Annotated in this window: 13 protein-coding genes; 12 read left to right on the top strand and 1 reads right to left on the bottom strand. The window is 47.8% G+C overall.

Annotation, left to right across the window (positions count from 1 at the left end):
* Positions 1-2: 2 nt before the first annotated feature.
* Positions 3-533 carry a DUF2529 domain-containing protein gene (locus RBB45_RS16990; RefSeq protein ID WP_129613014.1) on the bottom strand — a complete coding sequence of 177 codons (531 nt, stop codon included), beginning with the start codon at positions 531-533 and terminating at the stop codon, positions 3-5.
* 442 nt (positions 534-975) lie between these two features.
* On the opposite strand from RBB45_RS16990, the gene RBB45_RS16985 reads away from it, so the two are divergent.
* The 12 genes from RBB45_RS16985 to spoIIR all read left to right on the top strand — a co-directional run bounded on the left by RBB45_RS16985 (position 976) and on the right by spoIIR (position 12,679).
* Positions 976-1,350 (top strand): response regulator, encoded by a 375-nt coding sequence (locus RBB45_RS16985; protein ID WP_009792595.1) that lies wholly within the window; start codon positions 976-978, stop codon positions 1,348-1,350.
* A gap of 300 nt (positions 1,351-1,650) precedes the next feature.
* Positions 1,651-2,508, top strand: coding sequence for a class II fructose-bisphosphate aldolase (locus tag RBB45_RS16980; protein ID WP_009792596.1), 858 nt, complete (start codon positions 1,651-1,653; stop codon positions 2,506-2,508).
* Positions 2,509-2,618: 110 nt separating this feature from the next.
* Positions 2,619-3,266 (top strand): fructose-6-phosphate aldolase, encoded by a 648-nt coding sequence (fsa, locus tag RBB45_RS16975; RefSeq protein WP_009792597.1) that lies wholly within the window; start codon positions 2,619-2,621, stop codon positions 3,264-3,266.
* 319 nt (positions 3,267-3,585) lie between these two features.
* Entirely contained in the window at positions 3,586-4,872 is a 1,287-nt protein-coding gene (locus tag RBB45_RS16970; RefSeq protein ID WP_306010006.1) for a UDP-N-acetylglucosamine 1-carboxyvinyltransferase, read from the top strand.
* Positions 4,873-4,909: 37 nt separating this feature from the next.
* The gene (glpX, locus tag RBB45_RS16965) at positions 4,910-5,872 is read left to right on the top strand and encodes a class II fructose-bisphosphatase (RefSeq protein ID WP_009792599.1); all 963 of its coding nucleotides are present in this window, start codon (positions 4,910-4,912) and stop codon (positions 5,870-5,872) included.
* Positions 5,873-6,302: 430 nt separating this feature from the next.
* Positions 6,303-7,577 (top strand): transcription termination factor Rho, encoded by a 1,275-nt coding sequence (rho, locus tag RBB45_RS16960; protein WP_009792602.1) that lies wholly within the window; start codon positions 6,303-6,305, stop codon positions 7,575-7,577.
* Positions 7,578-7,733: 156 nt separating this feature from the next.
* Positions 7,734-7,946, top strand: a complete 213-nt coding sequence (gene rpmE, locus RBB45_RS16955; RefSeq protein ID WP_009792603.1) for a 50S ribosomal protein L31 — start codon at positions 7,734-7,736, stop codon at positions 7,944-7,946.
* A 163-nt stretch (positions 7,947-8,109) separates the two neighbouring features.
* Positions 8,110-8,730 (top strand): thymidine kinase, encoded by a 621-nt coding sequence (locus RBB45_RS16950; protein ID WP_094769143.1) that lies wholly within the window; start codon positions 8,110-8,112, stop codon positions 8,728-8,730.
* Between the two features lie 139 nt (positions 8,731-8,869).
* Complete coding sequence (locus RBB45_RS16945) at positions 8,870-9,331, top strand: hypothetical protein (RefSeq protein ID WP_141195050.1); 462 nt, start codon at positions 8,870-8,872, stop codon at positions 9,329-9,331.
* 351 nt (positions 9,332-9,682) lie between these two features.
* Positions 9,683-10,756 carry a peptide chain release factor 1 gene (gene prfA, locus RBB45_RS16940; RefSeq protein ID WP_009792606.1) on the top strand — a complete coding sequence of 358 codons (1,074 nt, stop codon included), beginning with the start codon at positions 9,683-9,685 and terminating at the stop codon, positions 10,754-10,756.
* Positions 10,749-11,648: a peptide chain release factor N(5)-glutamine methyltransferase gene (prmC, locus tag RBB45_RS16935; protein ID WP_306010005.1), complete on the top strand. Its 900-nt coding sequence runs from the start codon at positions 10,749-10,751 to the stop codon at positions 11,646-11,648. The genes prfA and prmC overlap by 8 nt, the downstream gene beginning before the upstream one ends.
* Before the next feature lie 332 nt (positions 11,649-11,980).
* Positions 11,981-12,679: a stage II sporulation protein R gene (gene spoIIR, locus RBB45_RS16930; RefSeq protein WP_306010004.1), complete on the top strand. Its 699-nt coding sequence runs from the start codon at positions 11,981-11,983 to the stop codon at positions 12,677-12,679.
* Positions 12,680-12,862: the final 183 nt, after the last annotated feature.

Here is a 12,862-nt window from a genome sequence, read left to right as displayed (position 1 = left end):
TGCTATTCATACTCACTCAATATCTCATCAATCGTGAACTTCAGACCATGGTACACAAAGAGTGCAGCGATGGCAGAGGGGTAGCCGAAGCGGTTCCCTTCTTCATCGGGAAGCAGTCCCCTTGTTAATTTCAGGTCGATATGGACATCCGCAAGCTCAGCAAGGGATGGGCCTTCTCCTTCCACAGCAGTGGAAATGGCGGCAAACGGAATCATTTTTTCAGAAAGTGCTTTTGCCAGGGCGACTGCCTGTCCATCATTAGAGTGGCGGGAGATGATCAGAAAGCGGTCTGTATCAGCGATATCATTTTCTGAATGAGCATCAGTCCAATGGGCAGCGGATGCGAGCGGTTCTGCTCCTTCCGTGGCCTCCAGGGCAGCAGCCTTCATTTCGCGGGTGGCATAAATCTGGATCCTGCCTTCGCCTGCAGGGGCCTGGGCCAGCAGCCGGGCTGCGTCCTCAATGCTGAATTCTTCTTTTTCCATCAGCTTTTTGAAGATTCCCGTCAGCTGGGTTGAAAACATTTTTAGCAATGTGAACTTCCTCCTAATTGGTGCAATAATCAATCTGCAGGTCATAAACCCGGCAGGATCATGAACACTATTTGTGGTCTTATTATAGTGAAATGAAAGCTAAAGGTAAAATATTCGGCAGAATCGAACAAAAAGAAGCAGGAATTCAGACGGGAAAGGGAGAATGTTGAGAAGTGGATATATTTTCTATGACCAATGGTCACTTTTAAAAAAGCAGGAGTTTGATTTCACTGGCGCTGGAATCCCGCATAACAGCAGTCTGCATAGCTTCCGTGCGGGAAGCGGCAAGTGTCAGCAGTGAGCTTCTTATCTTATCGGGAAAGCGGGAATTCTTATGTGCTGTCAAAAATATAGAAGGGTTATCTAAGCCCGGCAGGACATAAGAATTCCGCTTTCTGTCTATCAGCATCAGATGTAACTATTTTAGGGAAGAGGTGGCTGTATGAAAGGGAAAATATTAATAGTAGACGATCAGTTCGGCATCCGCATTCTATTGAATGAAGTGCTGCAAAAGGAAGGCTATGACACCTATCAGGCTGCAAATGGCGTCCAGGCCCTCGAAATCGTTACAAAACATTCTCCGGATCTTGTCCTGCTCGATATGAAAATTCCCGGCATGGACGGCATTGAAATCCTGAAGAGAATGAAAGTCATCGACCAGGATATCCGTGTGATCATCATGACTGCCTATGGTGAGCTCGACATGATCCAGGAGGCAAAGGACCTGGGGGCTTTGACCCATTTTGCCAAGCCATTTGATATTGATGACATCAGGGCTGCTGTCAAAAAGTATGTCCCTATCACGAATTCATTTTAGGAGAGTCTGGATAAATTCTAATATTAAATGCCAGCTGGTTAAAAAAATATGCTGGTCCGGTCCAAAAAAATGAATATTTAAAATGATAGCGTTTGCTTTAAAATATTCTGTCCTGCAGCGAAAAATAGCGCTGGATTAATGGAATTTCTGATTCTCTTTTGGTATGATACAAATGAATTCCAAAGGATTGCGTCCGTTTTGCCTATTGCAAGATAGGGTACATATTCATGGGCATGCTGGGAAAAACTTTATGTGAATCCCTGTAAAGAACGATGCAATCATTAATAAGGAGGAAGAAATATGCCTTTAGTTTCCATGACTGATATGCTGAACAAAGCTAAATCAGAAGGCTATGCTGTAGGTCAATTTAATTTAAATAACCTTGAGTTCACTCAAGCGATCCTTCAGGCTGCAGAAGAAGAGAAATCACCTGTTATCCTTGGTGTTTCCGAAGGTGCAGCTCGTTATATGGGCGGCTTCAAGACAACTGTGAAAATGGTAGAAGGGCTTCTTGAGGACTATAAGATCACTGTTCCTGTTGCCATCCACCTTGACCACGGTTCAAGCTTCGATAAATGTAAAGAAGCAATCGATGCAGGCTTCACGTCTGTCATGATCGATGCTTCACACGGTCCTTTCGAGGAAAACGTGGAAATCACTTCTAAAGTGGTAGAATATGCACACTCAAAAGGTGTTTCTGTTGAAGCCGAGCTTGGAACTGTCGGCGGGCAGGAAGACGATGTAGTAGCTGACGGCGTCATCTATGCTGATGCTAAAGAATGTGACGAGCTTGTCAAGCGCACTGGCATTGACTGCCTTGCTCCTGCACTTGGCTCTGTTCACGGTCCTTACAAAGGCGAGCCAAACCTTGGCTTTGTTGAAATGGAAGAGATCGGAAAGCTTACAGGCATGCCTTTAGTCCTTCATGGCGGTACAGGCATTCCTACTAAAGACATCCAGAAAGCTGTTTCCCTTGGAACAGCGAAAATCAACGTAAACACTGAGAACCAGATTGCTTCCGCGAAGCGCGTGCGCGAAGTATTGGCGGCTGACACAGAAGTGTACGATCCGCGCAAATACTTAGGACCTGCACGTGAAGCGATTAAAGAAACAGTAATCGGCAAAATGCGCGAATTCGGTTCTTCTAACAAAGCTTAATACAGATCCAGTATGTTAAAATAGACTTGAAACCGCCTTTCTGAAAGGCGGTTTCAATTCATTTATGTCGATTTTAAAAAATAAGTCGAATAATCTTAGGGGGAAGCGAAATGAAATTTTTTATTGATACGGCAAACCTGGAAGAGATTAAAGAGGCCCATGCTCTGGGAATACTGGCAGGAGTAACGACCAATCCTTCTTTAGTGGCAAAAGAAAAAAATATTTCATTCCATGACAGGCTGAAGGAAATTGCCGAGCTTGTACCCGGCTCTGTCAGCGCAGAGGTCATCGCACTTGATGCAGAAGGCATGATCAAAGAAGGGAAGGAACTGGCGGCAATCGCCCCTAATATCACCATCAAGGTCCCAATGACACCGGATGGACTGAAGGCTGTCCATGCTTTTTCAAAAGAAGGGATCAAAACGAATGTAACCCTCATTTTCAGCGCCAATCAGGCTTTGCTTGCAGCAAGGGCCGGTGCTTCCTATGTTTCTCCATTCCTTGGCCGGCTTGATGATATTGGCCATAATGGTCTTGACCTTGTAACTTCCATTAGGGAAATCTTTGATATCCACGGAATCGAGACAGAAATCATTGCAGCTTCAGTCCGCCATCCGCAGCATGTCACAGATTCAGCCTTGAGAGGCGCCCATATTGCCACCGTCCCGCTTAAGGTCATCAATCAAATGTTTAATCACCCTCTGACTGACAAAGGGATTGAAGCATTTTTGGCTGACTGGGACAAGCGTTCTGAATAACCCCGAAGAGAGCACTGCTGCGCCGGGAATTATCTGAATAGGCGGAAATGTAAGTGCATACTTCAAATATTTAACTTTTTTCAATTCTCATACATGAAGTTTAAATTTTCGTGTAAACTAGATGGTGAGGATAATGTCGGAATTCGTCTTTTGCTCATGGAAAATTATCCCTATACGGTAGCTTTTGATATAATGGACAAGCTATCCCATACTGAGAATGAAAAGTCCAACGGTGCTATACTTTCGCCTGCAGCGGCAGGCTGGCAATCAATGTTCAGAGATTTGCAAAGGCACTTAAGGGCAGGAAAGGAAGTCGAAAATGGAAAAGCTTATGATTGCGGGCGGCTACCCTTTAAAAGGAACTGTTAGAATCAGCGGAGCCAAGAACAGTGCGGTAGCATTGATCCCTGCTACGATTCTCGCAGATTCCCCCGTAACAATTGAAGGTTTGCCGGATATTTCTGACGTTCAAATACTGAAAGGGCTTTTGGAGGAAATTGGCGGAAGTGTCGGTTTTACTGATAACGATATGACCGTTGATCCTTCTTCGATGATTTCCATGCCCTTGCCCAATGGAAAAGTTAAAAAGCTGCGTGCCTCTTATTATTTGATGGGGGCGATGCTCGGACGCTTTAAAAAAGCGGTGATCGGCCTGCCTGGCGGATGCCATCTGGGACCGCGCCCTATCGACCAGCATATTAAAGGCTTTGAAGCGCTCGGTGCCAGCGTGACAAATGAGCAGGGTGCCATTTATCTCCGCGCAGACGAGCTGAAAGGTGCAAGAATTTACCTGGATGTCGTCAGTGTCGGTGCCACGATCAATATTATGCTGGCTGCGGTCAGGGCCAAAGGGAAGACGATTATTGAAAATGCGGCGAAAGAGCCGGAAATCATCGATGTGGCAACGCTCCTCACCAATATGGGTGCGAAAATCAAGGGAGCGGGTACAGATGTCATCAGAATTGAAGGGGTGGACCAGCTGCACGGCTGCCGTCACACCATCATTCCGGACCGGATTGAAGCAGGGACATATCTGATCCTCGGTGCTGCTGCGGGTGAAGGGATCCTGATCGATAATGTCATTCCCCAGCATTTGGAATCACTGATTGCCAAGCTGCGTGAAATGGGCGTGAACATAGAGGCGGGAGATGACCAGATTTTTGTCAGCCCAGCTGAAAAAATGAAGGCCGTTGATATTAAAACGCTTGTGTATCCGGGATTCCCGACCGATCTCCAGCAGCCTTTCACGTCTTTGCTGACAGGGGCCGAAGGGACAAGCATGGTGACGGACACCATCTACGGTGCCCGCTTCAAGCATATTGATGAGCTGAGGAGAATGAATGCCAGCATTAAAGTCGAAGGCCGTTCAGCGATCATCAATGGCCCGATCCGTCTGCAGGGGGCCAAGGTGAAGGCGAGCGATCTCAGAGCGGGAGCCGCCCTCGTCATTGCCGGGCTGAAAGCCGAAGGTATAACGGAAGTGACAGGACTTGAGCATATAGACCGCGGCTACAGCCATCTTGTTGAAAAACTTAATGGGCTGGGTGCGACCATCTGGCGCGAGAATCTGACCAAGGAAGAAATGGAGCAGATGAAAAACGCCTGAAGACAGATAGAGAAAACAACCCGGGGAGGAAAACAGAATGGAAAGAAGTTTATCGATGGAGCTTATCCGTGTTACAGAAGCAGCAGCACTTGCTTCAGCCCGCTGGATGGGAAGAGGCGTAAAGGATGAAGCTGATGATGCTGCTACCTCTGCCATGAGGGATGTGTTCGACACGGTGCCAATGAAGGGTACTGTTGTAATCGGGGAAGGGGAAATGGATGAGGCGCCAATGCTTTATATCGGAGAAAAGCTTGGGACAGGCTATGGCCCCCGCGTCGATGTAGCGGTAGATCCGCTCGAAGGCACCAATATCGTAGCCTCCGGAGGCTGGAACGCGCTTGCTGTCCTGGCTGTCGCTGATCATGGCAATCTTCTTCATGCACCTGATATGTATATGGATAAGATTGCAGTCGGTCCCGAAGCGGTCGGTGAAATTGATATCAATGCTTCTGTTATCGATAACTTGAGGGCTGTCGCCAGGGCCAAGAACAAAGATATTGAAGATGTCGTGGCAACCGTGCTGAACCGGGAGCGTCATCAGCATATCATCAGCCAGCTGCGTGAAGCAGGGGCAAGGATCAAGCTGATCAATGATGGCGATGTTGCAGGTGCCATCAATACCGCTTTTGACCATACAGGTGTAGATATTCTGTTCGGATCCGGAGGTGCGCCGGAAGGGGTGCTCGCTGCAGTTGCGCTGAAATGCCTGGGCGGCGAAATCCAGGGCAAGCTGGTTCCGCACAGCGATGCTGAAGTTGAAAGATGCCAAAGCATGGGCCTTGACCTTGGAAAGATTCTTCGCATGGAAGACCTTGTCAAAGGTGATGATGCCATCTTTGCAGCAACAGGCGTCACAGACGGCGAGCTGCTGAGAGGGGTCCAGTTCAAGGGCTCTTACGGTTCTACGCATTCACTTGTCATGCGCGCCAAATCAGGCACGGTCCGCTTCATCGACGGGCGTCACAGCCTGAAGAAGAAGCCGCATCTTGTCATGAAATAAAGATTTTTTTTGCATGCCGGTGCAAACCCTTTCACTGAAGGGAATCGGAATCGGCCTGCAGAAAAAATGATATAAGAGAGGGGACCTGGCTTGCCGGCTGAAGCCGGTCCCTTTATATATTCCCCCGAAACAAGGCAATCTATGAAAGAGCGAAAAAATTATATTGATTAACTTTCAGGTATAAGGGTAAAATAGAGATTGTTTTTGAAATCTGTTATGATGATTATGCAGTGCAGATATGGTCTGTTTAAGCCTGAGTGCCAGGAACATACCAAAGATACTATCCTTTTTAACAAGCTGAATCATCCTTCCAATGCTTCGATGAACCTCAAACGCTTTCTTTCCTTTTTCCTTTCATATTCTTAATACAGTACGATATTGTCATTTTATATGGGGAAAATGATTTAAAATTCAAAAGAGTGGTGTCAATATGGGATTAAATATATCCAGTTTAGAAAATATGAAGTTAAAAGAGCTCTATGAACTTGCCCGGGAATATAAAGTTTCCTACTACAGCAAGCTGACAAAGAAAGAGCTGATTTTTGCCATCCTGAAAGCCCGCGCTGAGCAGGAAGGCTACTTTTTCATGGAAGGCGTGCTGGAGATCATCCAGTCTGAGGGCTTTGGCTTCCTAAGGCCAATCAATTACTCGCCAAGCTCAGAGGATATCTACATTTCTGCTTCGCAAATCAGGAGATTTGATTTAAGGAATGGAGATAAAGTATCCGGAAAAGTCCGCCCGCCGAAGGAGAATGAGCGCTACTTCGGCCTCCTGCAGGTTGAAGCTGTCAATGGCGACGATCCGGAATCTGCCAAGGAGCGTGTCCACTTCCCGGCTTTGACGCCTTTATATCCTGATAGGCAGATGAAGCTGGAAACAACGCCGAAGCATGTGTCCACAAGGATCATGGACGTACTTGCACCGGTTGGATTCGGTCAGCGCGGACTGATTGTCGCTCCGCCGAAAGCGGGTAAAACGATGCTGATAAAGGAAATCGCCAACAGCATCACGACGAATCATCCTGAGGCAGAGCTGATTGTTCTCCTCATTGATGAGCGCCCGGAAGAAGTGACTGATATTGAACGTTCTGTTGCCGGTGATGTAGTCAGCTCGACATTTGACGAAGTGCCCGAAAACCATATTAAAGTGGCCGAGCTTGTCCTTGACCGGGCAATGCGCCTCGTGGAGCATAAACGGGATGTCATCATCCTCATGGACAGCATCACAAGGCTTGCTCGTGCTTATAACCTGGTCATCCCGCCAAGCGGACGTACGCTGTCCGGGGGGATTGACCCTGCAGCATTCCACCGTCCGAAGCGTTTCTTCGGGGCGGCGAGGAATATTGAAGAAGGCGGAAGCCTGACCATCCTAGCAACAGCCCTTGTTGATACCGGCTCACGGATGGATGATGTCATTTACGAAGAGTTCAAGGGAACAGGAAACATGGAGCTTCACCTTGACCGCCAGCTTGCAGAGCGCCGTATTTTCCCGGCCATCGATATCCGCCGTTCAGGTACACGGAAAGAAGAGCTGCTTATTCCGAAAGAGCATCTGGACAAGCTGTGGGCGATCAGGAAGTCGATGTCGGATGCGCCTGATTTTGCTGAGAAGTTCCTCCGCAAGCTGAAGCAGACGAAATCCAATGAGGAGTTCTTTGCCAATCTCGGCGAAGAAATGAAGAACGGCAGGCGTTCCCAATCCTGATCTGTTCACAATCTGAAAGTCAGTAAATCCCATCTTGCAAAAACATGATGTCCTTGTTATAATAACAACAGTGTGTTTTTGAATTATACGGTGTGTCCAAGCATCGTACTATATAACTCTGTTTCGCAAGACTCAGGGCAAAAGGAGATGAAAGAAATGAAAGCAGGAATTCATCCTAATTACAAGAAAATCACGGTTACATGTGCTTGCGGCAATCAGTTTGAAACTGGTTCTGTAAAAGATGAGGTTCGTGTTGAGACTTGCTCTGAATGCCACCCATTCTATACTGGCCGTCAGAAATTCGCTGAAGCAGGCGGACGTGTGGATCGTTTCAACAAAAAATACGGTCTTAAAGGTCAACAGCAATAATGATAAGAAACAGGCAAGTTTTTACTTCTTGCCTGTTTTTTATTGCCGATAGAAGAATATGATGATTAGATAGGTTTATACTTTTAACAAAAAGTGTAAGTTGTAAAAGGGGAATTGGCGCTTTGGCGCCGTGTTTTCTTTAGCAAGGAAGGAGAGGCCACTCATGTATGTAATGAAGCACCACGGCTGGGTTGAGGTTATCTGCGGCAGCATGTTTTCGGGAAAATCGGAAGAGCTCATCCGCCGTGTCAGAAGAGCGCAATTTGCAAAGCAGAAGATAGCTGTGTTCAAGCCGCAGATCGATAACCGCTACAGCGAGGAAGCAGTTGTCTCCCACAATGGAACATCAGTCATTGCCAAACCCATCAGCCATTCAACGGACATCTTCAAGCATATTGATGAAGATATGGAGATTATCGCCATTGATGAAGTGCAATTTTTCGATGATGAAGTTGTGAAGGTGATTCAGCATTTAGCTGATAGCGGATACCGGGTGATCGCTGCCGGGCTCGACCAGGATTTCCGCGGTGAGCCGTTTGGCCAGATGCCGGCTTTGATGGCAATTGCAGAACTTGTGACAAAGCTTCAGGCAGTATGTGCAGTGTGCGGTTCGCCTGCCAGCAGGACCCAGCGCCTCATTAACGGAAAGCCGGCTTCATACGATGATCCGGTCATTCTTGTCGGAGCATCAGAGGCTTATGAGCCGCGCTGCCGCCACCACCACGAAGTTCCGAAATCGCCGAATGTCCTCAACAGTTCGGAAACGACCCGTACGTTATCCTAATAGATGAAAGCTCAGGCTCTGCTTAGTGAAAGCAGGGTTTTTTGCTGTCCGAGTGGCCGGATTCCTCCAGCAAACTGCCTGAATTTGGGTTGCGGATTCACCTCCGGGAAAGGAAAACCTATTAATGGAGGTGTTTGAAATGATGAAATCCATTTTCGCAGCTGCAGCAGTCCTTTTGGCCGCTCTATTGGGAGGATGTGCACAGGATGATAATGTGGCGGGGATCCATGAGCAGAACGAAGACCAGAATGGGACAAACTTGATCACTGACGGCGGGGGCCAGGTAAAAAGGGGCCTTGATCAAGTGTCTGACGATGACCGCGACAGGACGATGAGCGATCAGAACCCGAACTTCCTCAATATCGATGGAGGGCGGGTCAACGATCAATCTGATGTCGACAAAGCGCGCCAGGTCGTCAATCAATACACAGAATATGAGCCGGATGAAGTCTGGATCAACGGTGGCCGCATGTGGGTCACGGCCCACACAGACAAAAGCCTGTCAGCCGAAGAAAAACGCAAGGCCCAGGCCGAACTGCACAAAACACTCACCAAAGCCCTTCCACGGTATAACATTGAAGTGCGGTTGAGTGAGCGGTAGGAGAAGTGAAGAAATGGTGACAGGTACCTGTACCACTTCTTTGAAATGGTGACAGGCACCTGTACCACCTTTCTGTGCGAAGACCTTGATTTGGGTAGGTTTGTATTGAATTGGGTGCCTGTCACCTATACCACTTCTTTTTTGAAAGGTGCCTGTCACCTATACCACTGCCTATGCACTTCCAGCCCTGGTTTTCCGGGGCTTTTTAGGTTTTGACCTGGGATGCGCTGTATACTATAATTAGAATGTTATGGGCATGATGGTTTAATGGACTTATTTTATGAATTTATGAGCTTTTTTAGGTGTGAAAGCCGATTTATATAGAATAGAATCAAAATGAGGTGAAGGACTGTGTACGATCGTCTTCAAGCTGTAGAAGATCGCTACGAAAGGCTGAATGAGCTTTTGAGCGATCCTGAGATTGTTAATGATACAAAGAAGCTGCGCGAATATTCCAAGGAGCAGTCAGGCATCCAGGAAACGGTGGAGGCATACCGCGAGTATAAAGAAGTCCGCGGGCAATACCAGGATGCAAAAGCGATGCTCGAAGAGAAGCTCGATGCAGAAATGCGCGAGATGGTGAAGGAAGAGATAGGAGAGCTCGAAGACAGAGTGGAAGCTCTGGAAGCGCGCCTGAAGATCCTTTTGATCCCGAAAGACCCTAACGATGATAAAAACGTTATTATGGAAATCCGCGGAGCGGCAGGCGGCGACGAGGCTGCTCTGTTTGCCGGTGATCTTTACCGCATGTACAGCCGCTTTGCCGAGGTGCAGGGCTGGAAAACAGATGTGATCGAGGCCAGCTCAACAGGTGTCGGCGGCTACAAAGAAATCATTTTTATCATCAACGGAAACGGTGCCTTCAGCAAGCTGAAGTTCGAGAATGGGGCCCACCGTGTTCAGCGTGTGCCTGAAACTGAATCTGGCGGCCGCATCCATACTTCGACAGCAACGGTTGCGGTTCTGCCGGAAGCGGAAGAAGTTGAAATCGAGATCCACGATAAAGATATCCGCGTCGATACATTTGCTTCAAGCGGACCAGGCGGCCAGAGCGTTAACACGACGATGTCAGCCGTGCGCCTGACCCACTTGCCTACAGGGACGGTTGTTTCCTGCCAGGACGAAAAATCACAGATCAAGAACAAAGAAAAGGCAATGAAGGTTCTTCGTGCCCGTGTGTATGATAAATTCCAGCAGGAAGCACAGGCGGAATACGACCAGCAGCGGAAATCCGCAGTGGGCACCGGTGACCGTTCTGAACGGATCCGCACCTACAACTTCCCGCAAAACCGTGTAACAGATCACCGCATCGGCCTGACCATCCAGAAGCTTGACCAGATTCTTCAAGGCAAGCTGGACGAAGTGATTGATGCCTTGATCATGGAAGAGCAGTCAGCCAAGCTGAAGGAAGCTTCAGATGCCTGATCAGCCTATGAAAGTTTATGAAGCCCTGAAGTGGGCTTCTTCTTTTTTAGAAACGGCAGGGAGAGATTCCAACGCGGGTGAAATCCTCCTGGGCCACTTTCTGAATATGAGCCGTTCCCGCCTGCTTGCGGAGATGAGGGAAGAGCTGGATACGAGGATACAAGGGGCCTTCAAAGAAGCAGTTCAGCTGCACGCGGACGGCAGGCCGGTCCAATATATCATTGGAAAAGAAGAATTTTATGGGCGGACATTCCTTGTGAATGAAAATGTCCTCATCCCCCGTCCGGAAACAGAAGAGCTGGTGCTGGAAGCCCTGAAGAGGAAGGAAAAGCTTTTCGGCAGAGAGGCTGCCTCTGCGGCTGCTGATATTGGAACCGGAAGCGGAGCGATTGCGGTAACCCTGAAATTGGAATCGCCTGACCTCCAGGTAACTGCCACAGATGTGTACGGGCCTTCCCTTGACACGGCAAAGGAAAATGCAGACAAGAACGGTGCTGAAATCGAGTTTATTTTAGGAGACCTGCTGCAGCCTTTCATAGAGGAAAGCCGGAAATTCGATATTATCATATCCAATCCTCCCTATATCCCGCTCAGCGATATGGAAGGGATGTCTGAAGTCGTCACCGAAAACGAGCCCCACCGCGCCCTATTCGCCGGCCAGGATGGACTCGACCTCTACCGACGCTTCATGGAAGAACTGCCGCTCGTCCTAAAAGAAAAATCACTCGTCGGCTTCGAGGTCGGCGCCGGCCAAAGCAAAGCCGTATCAGAACTGCTGCGGACCGCATTCCCAGATGCCAACATAGACATAGTCTACGACATCAATGGGAAGGACCGGATGGTTTTTGCTGAGATTGGCTGGCAGTTTGATGGGGTGAAGAAAGATTGCTAAGTTTTTATAAAAGAGCAAGCCATTGTTCTTCGTTTGAAAACGAATGAAACACAAACCTGCCATCTAAATATTAAAGCCTGTTGATTTCCGTGAGGGCACGAAGACTCCTGCTGGATTGCAGCGGCAAAGCTGAGACCCCGCAGACGCGCAGCGGTGAGGAGGCTCAGCGCCGCCCCGCGGAAAGCGAAGTGCCTGGAACGGAAATCAACAGACCCCATTTATAAGCAATCTAAATGACAGATCTCAAACACGGGATTTTTTTTTTTATATTTTGCTAGTTTAAGAATCCCCCTTCCTGTCCACAATGGATTAGTGAAGGGACGGTGTCGGAAATGACAGCAAAATCATTAGCGAAATTATATATCATTATCTTATCCTTAGGAACAATGCTAAGCCTATACATACCAAAAACAGAGGTAGCAGCGGAAGACCCGCTCGTCATACCGCAGGAAGCCATCCGCCTACGCATCCTCGCAAACAGTGACAGCGAAGGAGACCAGGCGCTGAAACGGCTGGTGAGGGACGCAGTCAATAAGGAAATCACTGAATGGGTCAGCGAACTGACTTCAATAGAAGAAGCCCGTTCATTAATCAAGTCGCGCCTGCCGGAAATCCAGGAGATAGCAGAGAACGTGGTAGAAGAAGAAAATTCAGATCAGACAGTTAAAGCCAATTTCGGCAAAGTGGATTTTCCTACTAAGCTCTATGGCCAGTTTCTATATCCTGCCGGCGAATACGAAGCAATTTTAATCACACTTGGTGAAGGCGATGGAGCGAACTGGTGGTGTGTTCTTTTTCCTCCTCTATGCTTCCTTGATTTCTCGAATGGAGTAGCTGTAAGTGATGGATTCGAAGAGGAAAATCAGGAAAAAGGAGAAGTTGGTAAAAAAGAACTAGATGGGAATGTGCTGGAAGATAGTAAGTCTAAAGAACCATCTAGCGAAAAAGAGCCGGTCTTTGTTAAAGAAGAGGAAGAAAAGCCGGAAGTTAAGTTTTTTATCAAAGAATTATGGGATAAAATCTTCGGATAGTATGCTGCTCTTTTCATAGAGCGGCTTTTCTTTTTGTAGGAAAAACGGCACAAGAGAAGCTGATGCCATTGTTACAAGTGCATGACAAGCCTTTTACAGATGCTGGGAGCATGTTTGATTCTGGGAGAAGCGGATATTAAAGGAGTGTAAGCCAAAACAACAATTACTGAAAAGGAGATGGAA

The sequence above is a fragment of the Bacillus sp. MMSF_3328 genome, assembly GCF_030733525.1.
GTDB lineage: Bacteria > Bacillota > Bacilli > Bacillales > Cytobacillaceae > Bacillus_AB > Bacillus_AB infantis.
Note: the sequence above shows the minus strand (reverse complement) of the source record. Positions and strands in the feature narration are given on the sequence as shown.

What these genes read in the sequence shown, in the direction of transcription:
- RBB45_RS16985 (WP_009792595.1), top strand. Translation starts at nt 976, where the DNA reads ATGAAAGGGAAAATATTAATAGTAGACGATCAGTTCGGCATCCGCATT.
- RBB45_RS16980 (WP_009792596.1), top strand. Translation starts at nt 1,651, where the DNA reads ATGCCTTTAGTTTCCATGACTGATATGCTGAACAAAGCTAAATCAGAA.
- fsa (WP_009792597.1), top strand. Translation starts at nt 2,619, where the DNA reads ATGAAATTTTTTATTGATACGGCAAACCTGGAAGAGATTAAAGAGGCC.
- RBB45_RS16970 (WP_306010006.1), top strand. Translation starts at nt 3,586, where the DNA reads ATGGAAAAGCTTATGATTGCGGGCGGCTACCCTTTAAAAGGAACTGTT.
- glpX (WP_009792599.1), top strand. Translation starts at nt 4,910, where the DNA reads ATGGAAAGAAGTTTATCGATGGAGCTTATCCGTGTTACAGAAGCAGCA.
- rho (WP_009792602.1), top strand. Translation starts at nt 6,303, where the DNA reads ATGGGATTAAATATATCCAGTTTAGAAAATATGAAGTTAAAAGAGCTC.
- rpmE (WP_009792603.1), top strand. Translation starts at nt 7,734, where the DNA reads ATGAAAGCAGGAATTCATCCTAATTACAAGAAAATCACGGTTACATGT.
- RBB45_RS16950 (WP_094769143.1), top strand. Translation starts at nt 8,110, where the DNA reads ATGTATGTAATGAAGCACCACGGCTGGGTTGAGGTTATCTGCGGCAGC.
- RBB45_RS16945 (WP_141195050.1), top strand. Translation starts at nt 8,870, where the DNA reads ATGATGAAATCCATTTTCGCAGCTGCAGCAGTCCTTTTGGCCGCTCTA.
- prmC (WP_306010005.1), top strand. Translation starts at nt 10,749, where the DNA reads ATGCCTGATCAGCCTATGAAAGTTTATGAAGCCCTGAAGTGGGCTTCT.
- spoIIR (WP_306010004.1), top strand. Translation starts at nt 11,981, where the DNA reads ATGACAGCAAAATCATTAGCGAAATTATATATCATTATCTTATCCTTA.